Here is a 17181-nt window from a genome sequence, read left to right as displayed (position 1 = left end):
AGGGGGGCTCCACCGCCGGGTGGAACCGTTCTCGGGGTCGTCTCCACCCTTCGGCCGCTCCCGCTCCACCCAGCGCCGCGTTCGGCCCGGCCAAGTCGTCGTCGCCGTGGGAAGTTGTCGCCGCTGCCATGGGAAGCTGTCGTCGCGGAGATCGGTGCAGGGGACACGGGCCGGCGACCGGCCGGAAGCACGGGAGGGGTGTGCGGTGGGGAGTACGTCACCGGCGATACGTGACGGAGCCGCGCGGCGGCCGGACACCCGGCGACGGGGTGCGGTGGTCGCCGCGCTGATGCTGTCGATGGCACTGGCGGCGCTCGACTCCACCGTCGTCGCCACGGCCGTGCCCCAGATCGTCGGCGACCTCGGCGGGTTCTCGGTCTTCTCGTGGCTGTTCTCCGGCTATCTGCTCGCCGTCACCGTCACGCTCCCCGTCTACGGCAAGCTCTCCGACACCTTCGGCCGCAAGCCGGTGCTGGTGGTGGGCGCGGCCGTGTTCCTGCTGGGTTCGCTGCTGTGCGCGGCGGCCTGGAACATGGGGGCGCTGATCGCGTTCCGGATCGTGCAGGGCCTGGGCGGCGGGGCGTTGCAGGGCACGGTGCAGACCCTGGCCGCCGATCTGTACCCGCTGGCGGAACGCCCGAAGATACAGTCCAAGCTGTCCACGGTGTGGGCGGTGTCGGCGGTGGCCGGTCCCGGGCTCGGCGGGGTGCTCGCCGCGTACGCCGACTGGCGCTGGATCTTCCTGGTCAACCTGCCGATCGGCGCCGCCGCACTGTGGCTGATCGTCCGGCACCTGCACGAGCCCGAGCGGGAGGACGCCCGTCCCGTGCGCGTGGACTGGGCCGGTGCGCTCGCGGTGTTCGCGTGCGGTGGGGTGCTGCTGACCGCGCTGGTGCAGGGCGGGGTCGCCTGGCCCTGGCTGTCGGCGCCGTCACTGGCCCTGTTCGGCACCGGTCTGGGCCTGGCCGGCGTGGTGGTGGCGGTGGAACGGCGGGCCGCGGAGCCGATCATCCCGGGGTGGGTGTGGCGGCGCCGGACCATCGCGGCGGTCAATCTGGCCCTCGGCGCGCTGGGGCTGCTGATGGTGGCCCCGGCGGTGTTCCTGCCCACGTACGCGCAGTCCGTGCTCGGCCTCGCGCCGGTGGCCGCCGGGTTCGTGCTGTCGGTGTGGACGCTGAGCTGGCCGGTGACGGCCGCGCTCAGCCAGCACGTCTACCGCAGGATCGGCTTCCGTGACACCGCGCTGCTCGGCATCGGCACGGCGGCGCTGGTCCTGTTCGCGTTCCCGTTCCTGCCCTACCCCGGCTCCTGGTGGCAGCCGACGCTGCTGATGCTGCTGCTCGGCGGGGCGCTGGGACTGTTCCAGCTGCCGCTGATCGTCGGCGTGCAGTCGACGGTGGGCTGGTCGGAGCGGGGCACCACGACCGCGTCGGTGCTGTTCTGCCGGCAGACCGGGCAGACCGTGGGCGCGTCCCTGTTCGGCGCCGTCGCCAACGGGGTGCTGGCCGGCCGGCTCGGCGGGGCGGGCGACCTGGACTCCGTCACGCGCGCGCTGGACGCCGGCACGGCCCCCGAGACGACCCGGCACGCCATCGCCGAGGCGGTGCACGCGGTGTACCTGGGGGCGGCGGGCGCCGCGGCGCTGGCGTTCGTGGTGCTGCTGATGGTGGCGCCCCGCCGGTTCCCGGTACTCCAGGAGTGACCGCCCGCGCGGGCGGTCACTCCTGGAGTACCGGGAATGAACGCCCGCTGAGCGGCCCGGTCAGGGCAGGCGGACGGAGACCTCGGGGTAGCGCGCCGACGGCCCGTCGAGCAGCGGGCGGGGGTTCCCCTTGAGGTGCCGGTCGAAGAAAGCGGCCAGGTACGCGCGCGTGATCGCCTCGGAGCGCGCCCCGGACAGCACGTCCGGTTCGGCGACACCGAGCAGTTCGGTCACCACCGGCGCGTCCGTGAAGGTGCCGTGATCGGCTCCGGCGACCGTCACCCAGCGCTTCCAGCCGTCCAGATGCGCCCACGCCTCGTTCCAGGTCTGGTCCTGCAGGCCGGAGACCTGGCCGAGGAGCAGGAAGGGACGCCCGCCGAGGCCGCCCTCGGACACCGGGGCGAAGAACGTGCCGTCCATGTTCGCGCCGGCCCGCACCCGCGGGTCGGCGGCCATGGTGGCGGCGGTGGCGGCACCACCGATGGAGTGCCCCGCCATGCCGATACGCGCCGGATCGATCATGCGGGCGTAGCGCCAGGCCGGCCGAGACCCCGTCAGGCGGTCCAGCACGAAGGAGAGGTCGGCGGCCCGGCTCTTCGCGACGGCCGGGTACCCGCCGGCCGGCGGCTCGTCGCAGATCGCGCACGGCACGGTCCGCCCGCCGGGCAGCGTCGTCCCCGTGGTCTCGTACAGGTGGTCGACGACGGCGACGACGTACCCACGGCTCGCGAGGTCCTCGGCGAGTCCGGTGAGCGTGGCACGCGGCAGGGTGAAGCCCGGCGAGAGCACCACCAGCGGGTACCTGCCGTGCGCCGGCCGGGCGCCGGGACGCGACCAGGTGCCGATGCCGCTGAGCGCCTCGGCCGGGACGGTGGAGTCCGGCGCCTTCGCCCGGAGCAGGAGCCGCGCCTCCTCCGGGGTCATGTAGGAGGCGGTCGGACCGCCGGTGCCGGGGCGGGCCGGGTAGAACACCGAGACCATCAACTGCCGTGCGCCCGCGGCCGGAACCCAGGGGTCCCGGCGGGCGCTGTCGGTCAGGTGCAGGGTGGCACGGCCGACGGCGTGCGGGCCGGTGGGCCGGGGCAGCCCGGCGGGGGCCTCGGCCGCGCGGGCGGCCGCCCGGGCGCTCGCGGGGACCTGGACGGCTAACGCCGAGGCAGGAGCCTGGGCGGCCGACACGAAAGCGGGAGATGGGGCGGCCGGCACGGAGGCAGCAGATGGGTCGGCCGGCACGGAGGCAGCAGATGGGTCGGCCGGCACGGAGGCAGCGGGTGGGGCGGCCGACACGGAGGCAGGAGCCTGCGCGGCGAACCCGGAGGCAGGGGGCGGGGCGGCGAACGCGGCGGGGGCGAGGAGCGGCGGGTACAGGGCAGCGACGACCACGAGAGCCGCGACGGCGGTCTGGCGGGACAGGACGCGCGAGAGGTTCATGCGGCGGACAGTAGGTCAGCCGCATGGGCGCGGACATCACCTCGGGGACGGATCCGCGCGTTGGCCGCGTGGCGGAGGAAAGCCCCTACCACGGGGGGAGGCCCGGCCCCGCCCTACAACCTACGGCGTACGCCCCCGAGTCGGCCCGCGAGACGCCCCGGACCGGCCACACCACGCCCCATGCCGGCCCACGTCACAACCCGCGTCGGACGTGCCACGCCCCAAGTCAGCCCGCGCCACACCCAAGCCAACCGCGCTACGCCCCGAGTCAGCCTTGCCACACTCCAAGCCGGCCCGCGCCACACTCCAAGCCGGCCCGCGCCACACCCCAAGCCGGCCCACGCCACGACCCAAGTCGCCCACGCCACGACCCAAGTCGCCCACGCCACGACCCAAGTCGCCCGCGCCACTCCCAAGTCGGCCGGCGTCACCGCAAGTCGGCCGCACCACGCCCAAGTCGGCTCGCGCCACACCCCAAGTCGGCGGCGCTGCGCCCATGTCGGCCCGGATGCGTGGGGCAAGCGCATACCGACTGGCCAGTTCGGTGAAAACGCCGCGCGGTCCGGACTCCGCGAGTAGCGTGCGTGGCTCTGCTCCCACACCTCCCTGCGGTCCGCCGCCACGGACCCGATCCATGCGAGGAGCCCCGGGATGTCCTACGACCCGCCGCATCCGTCGTACCCCTCCCACCCGAGCCGCCGCCCGTACCCCGACGCCCCCTCCCCCCAGACCCGTTCCGCACGGCCGGACCACCCCCCGCACCCCACCTACCCCTGGCAGCCCGCGCCCCCCGAACCACCCCGGCCGCCCCACCGCCCCGCCCGCGAACCCCTCGGCCACCACAGCGACCTGCGGGTGCTGCGCAGCGCCTACCGCTGGCAGCGGCGCACCGCCACGCTCACCGCGCTGGGCTACTTCACGGTCTTCCTCGTCCTGTCCGCCTGCGCGCCCGGCGTCATGACGAGCACGGTCGCCGACGGCATCCCCGCCGGCCTGCTGCTCGCCCTGCTCCAACTCCCCGTCACCTGGCTCGCGATCGCCCTGTACGAGTACACCGCGCACCGGTACGTCGATCCGCTCGCCGACCGCATCCGCAGGCACGCCGAACTGGACGCACGGCGCGGAGCGGTGCGATGAGCGGCGCCGCGGGCAGCCCCGCCGTCCCGGGTCTCACCGCCTTCAGCGACTCCGCCCAGGCCATGTTCCTGGTCGCCTTCTCCACAGTCGCCACCCTCACCCTGCTGCTGTGCGTGATGACCGGCCCCGACCGGGACGACCTCGACGAGTTCTACACCGGCTACGGGTCCCTGTCCCCGCTGCGCAACGGCCTCGCCATCGCAGGCGACTACATCTCCGCCGCCACCGTCCTCGGCACCGGCGGAGTGATCGCCCTGTGCGGCTACGACGGCGTCGTCCTCGCCCTGAGCACCGCGCTGTCGCTGATGCTGCTGATGTTCCTGCTGGCCGAACCGCTGCGCAACGCGGGCCGGTTCACCATGGGCGACGCGCTCGCCCGCCGACTGCCGGGCCGCTGCGTACGCATCACGGCCTGCGCCGTGACGATCACCGCGCTGCTGCCGCTGATGCTGGTCCAACTGGCCGCGACCGGGCAGCTGATGGCGTTCGTCCTCGGCTTCGGCAGCGAGTCCCTGAAGACCGGGTGCGTCGTGGGACTGGGCGCCCTGATGATCGCCTACGCGGCGATCGGCGGCATGAAGGGCACCGCGCTCATCCAGATCCTGAAGATCGTGATGCTGGTCGGCTCCGGCATCGTGGTCGCCGTCCTCGTGCTGCGCCGCTTCGACTGGGACCCGGGCGCCCTGTTCACCGCGGCGGCACGGCGCAGCGATGCCGGGCCGGCCTTCCTGCGCTCCGGGCTGCAGTTCGGCACCGGCGCCACCGCCCGCCTCGACATGATCGCCTCGGAGCTGACCGTCGTCCTCGGCGGCGCCTGCCTGCCGCACGTCACCATGCGCATGTACACCGCCTCCAGCGCCCGCCAGGTGCGCCGCTCGATGTCCTGGGCGGTGTCGATCGTCGCCCTGTTCGTGCTGGTCGTCACGGTGGTCGGGTTCGGCGCGACGGCCCTGGCCGGACGGGCGGCGGTCTCCGCGGCCGACCCGCAGGGCAACACGGCGTACCTGCTGGGCACGCGCGCGGCGTTCGGCACGGACGTGTCGACGGCGGAGACCCTCCTGTTCACCATGGTCATCACCGCGATCTTCCTGACCCTGCTCGCCTCGGTGGCCGGGATGATCCTCGCGTGCGCCAACTCCCTCGCCCACGACGTGTTCGCCGCCCGGGTGCAGGAGATGCCGGCCCGCCGCGAGATGACCCTGGCCCGCGTCTCGGCGCTGGCCACGGGCGTCCCCACGATCCTGCTGGCCACCCTGGTCCAGCACCACAGTCTGCAGCCCCTGGTGACGCTCTCCTTCTGCCTGGGCGCCTCCGCCCTCGCCCCGGCCCTGGTCTACGGCCTCTTCTGGCGCCGCTACACCCGCACCGGGCTGATGAGCACGCTGCTCGGTGGCTCACTGACCGTGCTGCTGCTCATGCCGGGCACCAACCTCGTCTCCGGCTCACCCGTCTCGGCGTTCCCGCACGCCGACTTCAACTGGTTCCCGTTCACCACCACGGGCCTCGTCTCCATCCCGGCCGGCTTCTTCTTCGGCTGGCTGGGCACGGTGCTGTCCGGCCACGGGAAGGCGGAGCGGCAGCGCCGCCAGTACGAGGCGGTGGAGGGCTGGATCCTGGCGGGGGCGGTGCGCAGGGGTAACTGACGGGGCGTCCGTGCGCGCGGCCCGGTCGCTACTCCAGTGCCGCCCGGCCGGTCAGCGAGATGAGGCTGTCGCGCACGGAGTCCATGTGCGCGCTGACGTCGTCCCAGGTCTCGCCGTGCTCGCGCAGCACCTGCTCGGTCTCCCGGGCGATCTCCTCCTCGCGCAGACGCGCGTGGGCGATGATGTCGTCGGCACGTACGCGTGCCTCCTCCTGGTAGTACCCCTCGCACCCCTGGGCCTCCTCGAGGGCGCGTTCGGCCTCGGCCAGCTCGGCCTCGGCCCGGCGCAGCCGTTCGGCGAGCCGGGCGTCCAGCTCGGCCGTCCGCTCGGCCTCCTCGCATTCCGCCTGCTCCCAGCGCGCGGCGTGCTCACGGGCCTGCTCGACGAGCATGCCCGTGGCGCGCTGCCGCAGCTCGCGCAGCGAGGCCAGTTCCTCGCCGCGCTCCGCCTTCACGTCGAGCCGGGCGCCGACGCGGATCTCCTCCGCCTCGGTCTGCGCGGCGAGGAGCAGTTGGCTCGCGTATTCGTCGGCCTCCGCACGGAGCGCGTCCGCGGCCTCCTGCGCCTCCCGGCGTACCGCCTCGGCGTACGCCTCGGCCTGCGCGACCTCCTCCCGGGCCGCGCCGCGCGTACGGGCCCCGAGCGCCGCCGCCTCGTCCACCACGAGCTGGAACACGCGCCGTGCCCGCTCCCCGAGCGCCTCGTACGTCTGTGGCGCGAGAGAGGCGAGTACCTCGCGGACGTGCGCGGCCTCCGCGTCCATCTCCTTGGCCAGCACGGTCAGCCGAGCCGCCCGCTCCCAGGCGGCGTCCCGGCTGTCGGACAGTGCCTCCATGTACGCGTCGACCTGGTGGGGGCGGTAGCCGCGCCCCCGGACGGTCACGAAGCCGTGCGGCGACGTCGATGCGCTGCTCACCCCGGGAACTCCTCTCCACCGGACATACACGACAGGATGATTTCGCGCATATCTTGATGGATCAGACTTAAGTGTGCATAACGCGACACTCCGCAGAGACGTCACGGTCGGAATCTCGCCGTACGCGTTCCACACCGACAACGCCCTCTCACCCCCGGCGCCGACGCCCCCGAAAACGCCTCGCGCCCTCCACGCACACGCGTGAAGGGCACGAGTACTCACACCCGGCGGGCCGCCCGAGACGGACGACGGCCAAGAACCGGGACTACGGCGCTACGGCGCTACGGCGCTACGGCGCTACGGCGCTACAACAGGCCGTCCCACATCTGTTCCAGCAGCACCGACCACCAGCTCTCCGGCGAACCGAGCGCCGCCGGGTCCAGAGCGGCCAGCTGCGCCTGGAAGTCGACGGTCCAGCGGCCCGCCTGCTCCTGGTTCAGCCCGAACCGCAGCCGCCACATCCGGCCCAGCAGCGCAAGGCAGCGGGCGAACTCCGGCAGCCCGGTGTTCACGAACTGCGGCGGCACCGGCGCACCGCCCGGCCCCGCCTCCACGGGCACGGCCACGATGTTCGCCGTCCCGTACTGCACACAGATCGCCCTGCCGAAGTCGGTGCCCATGACGAGGTACGAACCCGCGTCCGCCGCGGGCTGCACCCCGCGCTCGGCCGCCAGCTCCGCCAGCGTCGGCACCGGACGGCCCGGCTGCGCCTGCGCCCAGAAGAACGGGCCCAGATCCACCGGCAGACCGGCCACCACCAGCGTGTGCGCCACCACCGGCGGCACACCCTGCCGGGACACCGCCTGCTGCTCGAACCGGAAGATCCCCGGCCCGAACGCCGCAGCCAGCTCCTGCGCGATGCCCTCCGGCGGGATCGGCGGCGCGGCCTGCACCGGCGGCAGCGGCGCCCGCACCGGCGCCGGCCGCGCGGGACCGTCGGCCACCTGGTGCAACTCGCCCTGGTGCGCCAGCAGTTGCTGCATGCCCTGCTGCCGGCTCGCATGGTCCGTGCCGTACGGCGCGATGCTCGTGATCCGCGCCTGCGGCCACTGCTCGCGGATCATCCGCGCGCAGTAGGCACCCGGCAGCGTGCACGACTCCAGCTCCGTGTGCAGCTCCAGCACCTGGTCCGGCGGTACGTTCATCGCCCGCAGCTCGTGGAAGATCTGCCACTCCGGGTGCGGCGTACCCGGTGCCGAACGCCGGATCAGCTGCTGCTCCGAGCCGTCCTGCGCGCGATAGCGCAGCACCGCCTGGTAGCCGGGGCCGACCGTCGGCTGCCCCTGCTGCGGATACCCGTACGCCGGAGCCTGCCCCGGCACGGGCCCACCCGGCGGCGGCACCGCACCGGGCGGCACGGCACCCGGCGGCGCCATCGCGCCCGGAGCGCCCGCGTGCATGCCGGGAGCGCCGGGCATGCCAGGAGCGCCAGGCACCCCCGGAGCGCCGGGCATGCCAGGAGCGCCGGGCATCCCGGGGGCGGGCGGCGGGGGCGCACCGGGGCCGCCCACCGGAGGAGCGGACAGCACGGTCTCCGCGTGGTGCACGGCACCGCGAGCACCGCCCCGGGCACCGGGAACGCCGGGCGCGCCGGGGGCGCCCGGCGGCTGCGGTGCGCCGGGAGCCCCGTGGGGTCCGGGAGCGCCCGGAGCGGGAGGCATGCCCGGGACAGCCTGCCCCGCGGGGGCGCCGGGCGGGTTCGGGTAGCCGGGAGCACCCGGAGGCTGCGGGGCGCCGGGAACACCCGGGGGCTGGGGCGCGCCGGGGGCACCCGGGGGCTGCGGCGCTCCCCCGCCCAGCTGGCTGGGATCGGCCAGCATCGTGGCCGCGTGGTGCACGTTGTTGCCCGGAGGCATACCGGCAGGCGGAGCCGGAGGTGCGGCAGGCGTGTCGGGGGCGCCCGGAGCGTTCGGCGCACCCGGCGCCCGCGTTCCCTCCGCGCCACCCGGACCGGCGGGCACGCCCGTGCCGCCCGGGCCGCCGGGCCCCTCCGGCCCGAGCGCGGACACCAGTTGCGTCGGCACGTACCCGCCCGCAGGCGCACCCGGCGCGGGCGGCGTCGCCGCGCCCCCGGGCCGCGCGCCCGGAGCGCCCGGGGCTCCCGGCGGAGGAGGCGGCGCGCCCGCGCCACCGCGCGCCTTCTTCGGCGGCGGTGCTGCCTTGCTCGTCGCCGCGTCCGCGATGTCACCGGCGTTCGGCGCGAGCCGCCGTCCCGGTACTCCCGGCCCGGCCGGCGGCTGCGGCGCGTCCGGCGCACCGGCCGGCGCCTGCGGATAGCCGTACCGGGAGGCGTCCTGCGGAGCACCGGGGGCGCCCTGCGGATAGCCGTACGACGACGGGACACCCGGCGACGCAGGCGGCGGCGTACCGCCCTGCGAAGCCCCCGGCACGCCCGGCGCCATGGGAGGAGCCGGAGAGTGGGGAGGGGAAGGCACACTCGGCGGAGGCGTGCCCGCAACCCCCGGTCCCTGCGGGTACTCGTACACCGGCGCGCCCTGCGGCGGCGGTGGCGTAGCGCCCTGCCCTGCGCCCGGCGCACCCGGTGCGTACGCGGCTCCGGGTGCGGTCCCCGGCACACCACCCGTGGCCGGTGCGCCGCCCTGCGCGCCCGGCGGGAAGCCCTGTGCCCCGGGCGCGCCCGGCCCGTCGAGCGCCGGCGCGATCGCCGTCGGCGGCAGCTGGCTCCCGCCCGACATCAAAGCGGTCGGCGCGTCCGGCGCGGCCGCCGGCGGACGCGGCGCCTGGTCCTGCAACTCGCTCAGCGGAGGCGCGAACACCGTCGCGGGCAGCGGCACGGAACGGTCGTCCTCGCCGGCTTCCGCGTTCGTGTCGGTACCGGCCCAGGGCGTGGCACCCGCCGGCACGTCCGCCGGAGCGGGGACCCCGGCCTGCGTCTGCGCCAGACCGCCACCACCGGAGGACACCGCGTCAGCCGCCGTACCGCCCCCAGCAGCCCGGCCCCCGTCCGCAACGGAACCTTCGTCAGCAACCGCGGCGGCACCCGGCCCCGGACCACCGCCCGAACCCACTGAAGCCGAAGCCGAGGCCTCAGCCGCAGCCGCAACCGCAGCCGCAGCCTCAGCCGCAGCCGCAGCCGGACCCTCACCCGGAACAGAACCCGGCGCACCCGGACCAGAACCCGGCACACCCGCAGCGGAACCCGGACCAGAACCCGGCACACCCGCAGCGGAACCCGGACCAGAACCCGGAGCGGGACCGGAAACAGCCCCCGCACCAGCGCCCGAAGACCCCGGACCAGCCCCCGGAGAACCCAGCGCGCCCGCGCCGGAACCCGGATCCGAATCCCCCGCCGCACCCGGCCCCCGCTCGCCCAGCCCGAGCTTGTCCGCCGCCTCCTGCAGCCACTCCGGAGGAGTCAGCAGGAACGACGTCTGATTCAGATCCACCCGCGCCGCCGGCGCCGGCACCGCGTCCTGCGGCTCGTCCGCGCGGCCGTACTCCTCCTCGTACCGGCGGATCACCTCACCCACCGGCAGAGCGGGCCACAGCGTCGCCTCCCCGCTGTCCCGGGCGATGACCAGACGCTGACCACCCGCGTCCGAACGCGGACCCTCCGCCCGGTCCTCACCCCACACCACGAAACCCAGCTCGAACTCCCGCACCCGCACCTCACGGTGCTGGTACGCGGGCACGTCACCGTTGATCCACTCCTCGGCGCGCTCCTGCGCCTGCGCGTACGTCACCATCGCCTGCAGCTCACTCCCCCGCCGGACCGGACGACGCCGGGCCGGAAGACACCGGCACGACACGCGCGAAACCGCCGTCGACCATCAGACTCGCCACCGTCTCCAACTCCGGCGGACTACCGGCCAGCCGGGACAGGAACACATCGAAATCGTCACCGCACGGCAGCAGCAGACGCTCCACCCGCTCCGCCGGCGACCACGACGGATCCACGTCACGCACATCGTCGTACGCGCAGAACCACACCGAACCGACCCGGTCGCCCTTGACCTTCACCGCGAGCAGACCGCCCTGCACAAAGGCGACCCCGAGGTAATCCTTCGTCAGATGGTCACGAAGACACTTGTTGACGTACACCAGGTCATTGACCGCGGCCTCGTCCCGCACCGTGAAGAACGGCTGGTCCAGCAACAACCCCAACTCCGGGAGCAGCGCCGTACCCACCGGCGCACAGCCGCCCGCCGCCTTCAGGAACGTGCGATAAGCGCCGGGAAGCCGGTAACCCAGGTCCTCCTCGACCCCCAGCACCTGCGCCTCCGTCACCGCCACACCCGACTTCGGCAGCCCGAAGTGCGCCGGCCGGGTCTCCTGCAACGGCCGCGTCCCCCGCTTGCCGTGGTCCACCAGCGCCGTCGCCACCCCACCGTGGTGCCGCAGCAACGCCTTCACCTCGACCGGAACCAGCTCCAACCGCCGCGTCCCCGCCACGTGGTGCCACGTCCAGCCGTGCGGCGTCGCCACGCCGGGAACCGTGTCCCACAACGCGTGCCCCTCAGCCGCCAGCGCCGCGTTCGCCGACACGTAGTCCGTCAGCCGCAACTCATCGACCCCGAACCCCTCCGGCGGCTCGGCGATCTCCACCGCCACCCGTGCGTACGGCGAGAATTCCGGAAAGCCCCGCTCATCGACCCGTACCCCTCTCGGGTGACGCGCCGCCCGGACCGGATCAGGAAAATGCACGACCTGCCCGGCGTAGGCCGCGTTCGGCGGCGCGGCTTGTCCCCCAGCCTGGCGGCTGGGCGGCGCCCCCAGCCCGAGCCGACCTGTCGTCATGGCGGTAGCCCCCTGCGGCGTTGTCTCTGGCCTGAACGGCGGTGTCGATCGCGGATGCCGACAGCCTATGCGGTACGCGAACCCCGGTCACCGGCCCACCGCGTCCCCACCCCCACCGCCCCTCCACCTCCGTGACCAGCCGTCACCCCACCGTCACCGCACACCCCCGCACGGGCGTGTCGCCCCGCCCCAGCTTCCGCACCAGCCACGGCATTTGGCACCCTGTGTCCTTCGGGGGGATGCCCGGGGAGGGAAAACGATCATGAACACCTTGCAGACCGGAGGTACCGACGCGCGGGCCGGCGACCCCCGCATCGACTGGAGCGGCACCGACACACCCCCCGCCCCCACCCTCCGCCACCGCCGCGACGGCATCCTGCCCACCGTCGCCGCCGCCCTCTCCGTCCGCGGCGCCACCCTCACCGGCACCGCCGCCCGCAGCGACCAGCCCCCCGCCCTGCACCCCCTCGTCCAGGACTTCCTCGACACCCTCACCAGCGCCCAACGCGACCGCTTCACCGGCCGCTGCGCCGAGACCATCCTCATCTCCCGGCACCTCGCCACCGCCGACGCCGCCCGCAGCAAACGCGCCGCCCGCAAACCCATGACCAACGGCGAAGCACGCAAAGCACTCAAGAACGCCAAACTCACCGCCCGCCGCATACGCGAGGACGGCGACCCCCTCCACGGCAGCTTCGCCGCCCCCTGCCGCACCTGCACCGCCCTCAGCGCCCACTTCGGCGTACGCATCGTCGACCCCACCGCAACCGACGGCTGACCAGCCCCGCCGGCCGCCGCAACCGACGGCCGGCCACCCCCGTCAACCCCAGTGACACCCGCACCACCACGCGAGCACCCGCACGCACACGACGAACGAAGGGCAGATGCACCCCGACCGCACCTCGACCACGCGCTTCCCCGTACCCGTCGACGCCGCCCTGCGCGCCGCCGGCTGGCAACCCGGACGCTGGGACATAAAACAGGCCGAGATCTGGGCAGACGCCCTCCGCGCACACACCTCACCCGCCGGACACCGGCACAGCGTCTTCCCCGCGGCCGTCGAAGCCTGGGCCGAATTCGGCGGCCTGACCGTCACCCCCACCGGCACCGGCCGCCAGATCACACCCGCCGCCCTGCACCTCGACCCCCTGCACGGCCTCCACCTGGCCCGCACCCTCGGCGACCTCGGCCGCGCCCTCGGCACCGAGCTGTGCCCCCTCGGCGAGGAGACCGACACCGCCGCCGTCCTCGCCATCGACGCCGAAGGCCGCATCTACACCGTCGACCACACCGGCGACTGGTACCTCGGCCCCGACATCGACCACGCCCTCTCCGCCCTCATCACCGGCATCCCCCCGGTACGCCTCACCGCAGGCTGACCCCGGCACGGGCAGCCCCCAAGCCCCGAGGACCTCGACACCGCGAGGCCCCGCTCAGACGCCAGGGCCCCGCTCAGACGCCAGGGCCCCGCTCACACCCCGAGGCCCCGCCCCACACCGCCGGAATCACCGCCGACACCCCGAGGCCCCGCCCTACACCGCCGGAATCACCGCCGACACCCGGAAACCACCCGCATCCGTCGGCCCCGACACGAACACGCCCCCCAGCGCCACGACCCGCTCCCGCATCCCCACCAGACCGTTCCCACCCGACGGCAAGCCCACCGCCGACGCCGACGCAGGCTCCGGCGGCGGCTCGTTCTCCACCTGCATCGCGATCTCCGACACCCGATGCGCCAACCGCACGTACGTCTTCGCACCCGCCGCATGCTTGTGCACGTTCGTCAACGCCTCCTGCACCACCCGGTACGCCGTCTGCTCCACCTCCGCCGCATACGCCCGCACCTCCCCCTCCACCGACAGATCCACCACCATCCCCGCGGCAGCCGACTGCCCGATCAACTCGTCCAGCTCCGACAGACACGGCCCCTCAGCCCCGCCCACCTCGACCGCCGCCCGGGACGCCGCCTCCGCAGCCGCCTCCCCGACCGCCGCCAACGGCACCGCAGCAGCCGGCTGCTCCCCCTCCGTACCCGCCCGCAACACCCCGAGCATCTCCCGCAACTCGGTCAGCGCCTGCCGCCCCATGTCCCCCACCAGAACGGCGTTCCTCACCGCCTTCTCCGGATCCTTCCGCGCCACCGCCTGCAACGCCGCCGCATGCACCACCATCAGACTCACCCGGTGCGCCACCACGTCGTGCATCTCCCGGGCGATCCGCGTCCGCTCCTCACCACGCGCCCACTCGGCCCGCTCCTCCGCCCGCTCCGCGAGCAACTGAAGCTCCCGCTCCAGCGAATCCGCCCGCTCCCGCAAGCTCTCCATCAACCGCCGCCGCGCCCCCACGTACAACCCCAGCAACACCGGCGGAGCCGTCAGCCCCAACGCGGTCGTCACCGCGGCGAACGGCACGAACCAGTCACCGAGCGTCAGATCACCGCGCGCCATGTCCTGCCGGACCCGCACGAACGTCACCACCGCCGTCCCCAGCAGCGACATCCCCGCCAGCGCCCCGATGACCCGCCGCGGCAGCTCACACGCCGCCAGCGTGTACAGCCCGACGACACCCAGCAGAAAACCCATCTGCGCCGGCGTGATCGCGATCGCCACCAGCACCACCGCGACCGGCCACTTCCGCCGCACCAGCAGCACCGAACCGGCGATCACCCCGAAGACGATCCCCACCGGCAGCGGGATCCCCGCATCCCGGGCGAACGGAATCCCCTCCGCAGCGCACTCCACGGCGGACGCCAGCGCGAGGCTCCCGTCGAGCACCGCACTGCGCCACCTCTCCCACCACCAAGGGCCGGTCACAGCCCTGGCATGGTCTTCCCCCGTCGTGGTCATGCCTCCAGCGTACGGGCGACGCCTACGCCTTTTCCGGTGAGTTTCGCGTACCTCCACACACCACACCGCGTAAGCGAACGGCCTCGAAACGCACCGGTATCCCTCGAACTGGTGAACCCTTCCCGTTCGACCCCGGAACCCAGCATTCCGGCTGGACGGTATGCCTATGACACATTCACCAGGCAAATACGCCGACCTCGAGGAACTCCGGAACCGAGCGGTGGCCCTACGCCGAGCCGGCTACAGCCTCCGGCAGATCCGGGACGAGCTGAAGATCTTCAACAACGACGTCCTCAACCGACTCGTGAAGGGAGAACCGCCACCGGAGTGGACAAAGCGCCCGCGCGCCAAGGACGACCTACGGGAGAAGGCACGGGAGCTACGCCTTCAGGGCTGGACGTACGACCAGATCGAGGTGGAACTGGGCTGCTCGCGCAGCTCGGTGTCGCTGTGGGTACGCGACCTCCCGAGGCCGAAGCCCCGCTACACGCCGGAAGAGCAGGTGGCACTCATGCAAGAGGGTCTGGCACGGCGTCGCGCGGCCGAGGACGACAAGCGCGAGGAGAGGAAGCTGGCAGCCCGCGAGGACCTCGCGGACCTGACAGACCGCGAACTCTTCGTCGCCGGGGTGGCGCTCTACTGGGCCGAGGGCTCCAAGAGCAAGCCGTACGACCGCCGTGAGCGCGCAGTCTTCGTCAACAGCGATCCCGGGGTGATCCGGACGTACCTCGCCTGGCTCGATCTGCTGGGGGTGGACCGGGAGCGGCTGAACTTCCGGTTGCTCATCCATGAGTCGGCGGACGTGGCCGCTGCGCACCGCTTCTGGGCGGCTGTGGCCGGCATCGACACGTCTGTCTTCGCCAAGCCGACCCTGAAGAAGCACAACCCCAAAACGGTCCGCAAGAACACCGGGGACGACTATCACGGCTGCCTGGTCGTCGTCGTCGCCCGAAGCGCCCACTTGTACAACCGCATCGAGGGCTGGTGGAACGGAATCGTGGCCCAGGCTGAGGCACGCCTCGGGTAAGGTCTGAGGCGCTGTCCCCCGTGGTGTAACCGGCAGCACACTAGATTTTGGATCTAGCAGGACAAGGTTCGAATCCTTGCGGGGGAGCCACGGCGCACAAGACCGAAGTTCGGGCCCTGACTGGTAACACCACGGTCGGGGCCCGCTCTCGTACCGTCGTGAACTCACCCCGGTATCCTGCGGCTGTCACCCCCACCCACCCACAGCCGAAGGGCAACCCCGTGAGTGCCATCCGCCCGGCAGCAGTCGTCGTTCTCGCAGCGGGTGAGGGCACCCGTATGAAGTCGGCCACACCCAAGGTCCTCCACCAGATCTGCGGCCGCTCCCTCGTCGGCCACGTCCTCGCCGCCGCGCGTGAGCTGGACCCCGCGAACCTGGTCGTGGTCGTGGGCCACGCCCGTGAGCAGGTCACCGCCCATCTCGCCGAGATCGACCCGGCCACCAGGACGGCCGTGCAGGCGGAGCAGAACGGCACCGGGCACGCCGTGCGGATGGGCCTGGAGGAGCTGGGCGGGGCCGTGGACGGGACCGTGGTGGTCGTGTGCGGGGACACCCCGCTGCTGACCGCTGACACGCTGAAGCGGCTCGCCGAGACGCACGGCACCGACGGCAACGCCGTGACCGTGCTGACGGCGGAGGTGCCGGACGCGACCGGTTACGGCCGGATCGTGCGGGACGAGGCGACGGGTGCCGTCACCGCGATCGTGGAGCACAAGGACGCGACCGAGGTCCAGCGGGAGATCCGGGAGATCAACAGCGGGGTGTTCGCGTTCGACGGGCAGCTGCTGGCGGACGCGCTGAAGAAGGTGCGGACGGACAACAGTCAGGGCGAGGAGTACCTGACCGATGTGCTGGGGATCCTGCGGGAGGCCGGTCATCGGGTCGGTGCTTCCGTGGCCGGTGATCACCGGGAGATCGCGGGGATCAACAACCGGGTGCAGTTGGCGGAGGCGCGGCGGATCCTGAACGACAGGCTGCTGACGCGGGCCATGCTGGACGGTGTCACGGTGGTGGATCCGGCGACGACGTGGGTGGATGTGACGGTCACGTTCGAGCAGGACGCGGTGGTGCTTCCGGGTACGCAGCTCGTCGGTGTGACGCACATCGGTGAGGGTGCCGAGGTGGGGCCGAACAGCCGGCTGAAGGACACCCGGGTGGGTGCGGGGGCGCGGGTGGACAACACGGTGTCCGATGGTGCCGTGGTGGGTGCGCGGGCGAGTGTGGGGCCGTACGCGTATCTGCGTCCGGGGACGCGGTTGGGTGCCAAGGGCAAGATCGGGACGTACGTGGAGACGAAGAACGCGTCGATCGGTGAGGGTACGAAGGTGCCGCATCTGTCGTACGTGGGGGACGCGACGATCGGTGAGTTCTCGAACATCGGTGCGGCGAGTGTGTTCGTGAACTACGACGGTCAGGACAAGCACCACACCACGATCGGGTCGCATTGCCGGACGGGTTCGGACAACATGTTTGTGGCTCCTGTCACGGTGGGGGACGGTGCCTACACCGCGGCGGGTTCGGTGATCACGAAGGATGTGCCGCCCGGTTCGCTGGCTGTGGCCCGTGGTCAGCAGCGGAATATCGAGGGTTGGGTGGCGCGGAAGCGTCCGGGGAGTGCGGCGGCGAAGGCGGCTGAGGCGGCGTCGCGGCAGGGTGCGGGCGAGGAGTGACGGGAAACGGGTGCGTCGAAGTCGGCGTACCGTGATAAGTGCACATCCGCA

General features: G+C 73.2%; 12 protein-coding genes and 1 tRNA gene. 8 read left to right on the top strand and 5 right to left on the bottom strand.

Features of this window, described 5'->3' with window-relative positions; translation table 11 throughout:
• Positions 1 to 205 precede the first annotated feature (205 nt).
• Entirely contained in the window at positions 206 to 1702 is a 1497-nt protein-coding gene (locus JK359_RS08960; protein ID WP_201833702.1) for an MFS transporter, read from the top strand.
• A gap of 60 nt (positions 1703 to 1762) precedes the next feature.
• Here the strand turns inward: JK359_RS08960 and JK359_RS08955 are convergent, their stop codons facing one another.
• Positions 1763 to 3133 (bottom strand): alpha/beta hydrolase family protein, encoded by a 1371-nt coding sequence (locus tag JK359_RS08955; RefSeq protein WP_201833700.1) that lies wholly within the window; start codon positions 3131 to 3133, stop codon positions 1763 to 1765.
• Positions 3134 to 3784: 651 nt separating this feature from the next.
• On the opposite strand from JK359_RS08955, the gene JK359_RS08950 reads away from it, so the two are divergent.
• Together JK359_RS08950 and JK359_RS08945 are read left to right on the top strand one after the other, a co-directional pair.
• Positions 3785 to 4270 carry a DUF485 domain-containing protein gene (locus JK359_RS08950; protein WP_201833698.1) on the top strand — a complete coding sequence of 162 codons (486 nt, stop codon included), beginning with the start codon at positions 3785 to 3787 and terminating at the stop codon, positions 4268 to 4270.
• Complete coding sequence (locus tag JK359_RS08945) at positions 4267 to 5913, top strand: sodium/solute symporter (protein ID WP_201833695.1); 1647 nt, start codon at positions 4267 to 4269, stop codon at positions 5911 to 5913. Before JK359_RS08950 ends, JK359_RS08945 begins: the two co-directional genes overlap by 4 nt.
• Positions 5914 to 5941: 28 nt before the next feature.
• On the opposite strand, the gene JK359_RS08940 is transcribed toward JK359_RS08945, so the two are convergent.
• The 3 genes from JK359_RS08940 to JK359_RS08930 form a co-directional block, all read right to left on the bottom strand.
• Complete coding sequence (locus JK359_RS08940; RefSeq protein WP_307788018.1) at positions 5942 to 6829, bottom strand: coiled-coil domain-containing protein; 888 nt, start codon at positions 6827 to 6829, stop codon at positions 5942 to 5944.
• Positions 6830 to 7134: 305 nt separating this feature from the next.
• The gene (locus JK359_RS08935) at positions 7135 to 10536 is read right to left on the bottom strand and encodes an SUKH-4 family immunity protein (protein WP_201833693.1); all 3402 of its coding nucleotides are present in this window, start codon (positions 10534 to 10536) and stop codon (positions 7135 to 7137) included.
• A 10-nt stretch (positions 10537 to 10546) separates the two neighbouring features.
• Entirely contained in the window at positions 10547 to 11587 is a 1041-nt protein-coding gene (locus JK359_RS08930) for an SMI1/KNR4 family protein (protein WP_201833691.1), read from the bottom strand.
• A 262-nt stretch (positions 11588 to 11849) separates the two neighbouring features.
• On the opposite strand from JK359_RS08930, the gene JK359_RS08925 reads away from it, so the two are divergent.
• Positions 11850 to 12365, top strand: coding sequence for a YwqJ-related putative deaminase (locus tag JK359_RS08925; RefSeq protein ID WP_201833689.1), 516 nt, complete (start codon positions 11850 to 11852; stop codon positions 12363 to 12365).
• A 106-nt stretch (positions 12366 to 12471) separates the two neighbouring features.
• Positions 12472 to 12966, top strand: coding sequence for an SUKH-3 domain-containing protein (locus tag JK359_RS08920; RefSeq protein ID WP_201833687.1), 495 nt, complete (start codon positions 12472 to 12474; stop codon positions 12964 to 12966).
• Positions 12967 to 13119: 153 nt separating this feature from the next.
• Here the strand turns inward: JK359_RS08920 and JK359_RS08915 are convergent, their stop codons facing one another.
• Positions 13120 to 14433 (bottom strand): sensor histidine kinase, encoded by a 1314-nt coding sequence (locus tag JK359_RS08915; RefSeq protein WP_201833685.1) that lies wholly within the window; start codon positions 14431 to 14433, stop codon positions 13120 to 13122.
• Between the two features lie 166 nt (positions 14434 to 14599).
• Between JK359_RS08915 and JK359_RS08910 the strand changes: the two genes are divergently transcribed.
• The 3 genes from JK359_RS08910 (at position 14600) to glmU (ending at position 17130) form a co-directional block, all read left to right on the top strand.
• The gene (locus JK359_RS08910) at positions 14600 to 15460 is read left to right on the top strand and encodes a hypothetical protein (RefSeq protein ID WP_201833683.1); all 861 of its coding nucleotides are present in this window, start codon (positions 14600 to 14602) and stop codon (positions 15458 to 15460) included.
• Positions 15461 to 15474: 14 nt separating this feature from the next.
• Positions 15475 to 15550 (top strand) — tRNA-Gln (locus JK359_RS08905).
• Between the two features lie 131 nt (positions 15551 to 15681).
• The gene (glmU, locus tag JK359_RS08900) at positions 15682 to 17130 is read left to right on the top strand and encodes a bifunctional UDP-N-acetylglucosamine diphosphorylase/glucosamine-1-phosphate N-acetyltransferase GlmU (RefSeq protein WP_201833681.1); all 1449 of its coding nucleotides are present in this window, start codon (positions 15682 to 15684) and stop codon (positions 17128 to 17130) included.
• Positions 17131 to 17181: the final 51 nt, after the last annotated feature.

The sequence above is a fragment of the Streptomyces actinomycinicus genome (assembly GCF_016741775.1).
GTDB lineage: Bacteria > Actinomycetota > Actinomycetes > Streptomycetales > Streptomycetaceae > Streptomyces > Streptomyces actinomycinicus.
Note: the sequence above shows the minus strand (reverse complement) of the source record. Positions and strands in the feature narration are given on the sequence as shown.

What these genes read in the sequence shown, in the direction of transcription:
- JK359_RS08910 (WP_201833683.1), top strand. Translation starts at nt 14,600, where the DNA reads ATGACACATTCACCAGGCAAATACGCCGACCTCGAGGAACTCCGGAAC.
- JK359_RS08950 (WP_201833698.1), top strand. Translation starts at nt 3,785, where the DNA reads ATGTCCTACGACCCGCCGCATCCGTCGTACCCCTCCCACCCGAGCCGC.
- JK359_RS08920 (WP_201833687.1), top strand. Translation starts at nt 12,472, where the DNA reads ATGCACCCCGACCGCACCTCGACCACGCGCTTCCCCGTACCCGTCGAC.
- JK359_RS08935 (WP_201833693.1), bottom strand. Translation starts at nt 10,536, where the DNA reads ATGGTGACGTACGCGCAGGCGCAGGAGCGCGCCGAGGAGTGGATCAAC.
- JK359_RS08945 (WP_201833695.1), top strand. Translation starts at nt 4,267, where the DNA reads ATGAGCGGCGCCGCGGGCAGCCCCGCCGTCCCGGGTCTCACCGCCTTC.
- JK359_RS08925 (WP_201833689.1), top strand. Translation starts at nt 11,850, where the DNA reads ATGAACACCTTGCAGACCGGAGGTACCGACGCGCGGGCCGGCGACCCC.
- JK359_RS08930 (WP_201833691.1), bottom strand. Translation starts at nt 11,587, where the DNA reads ATGACGACAGGTCGGCTCGGGCTGGGGGCGCCGCCCAGCCGCCAGGCT.
- JK359_RS08915 (WP_201833685.1), bottom strand. Translation starts at nt 14,433, where the DNA reads ATGACCACGACGGGGGAAGACCATGCCAGGGCTGTGACCGGCCCTTGG.
- JK359_RS08955 (WP_201833700.1), bottom strand. Translation starts at nt 3,133, where the DNA reads ATGAACCTCTCGCGCGTCCTGTCCCGCCAGACCGCCGTCGCGGCTCTC.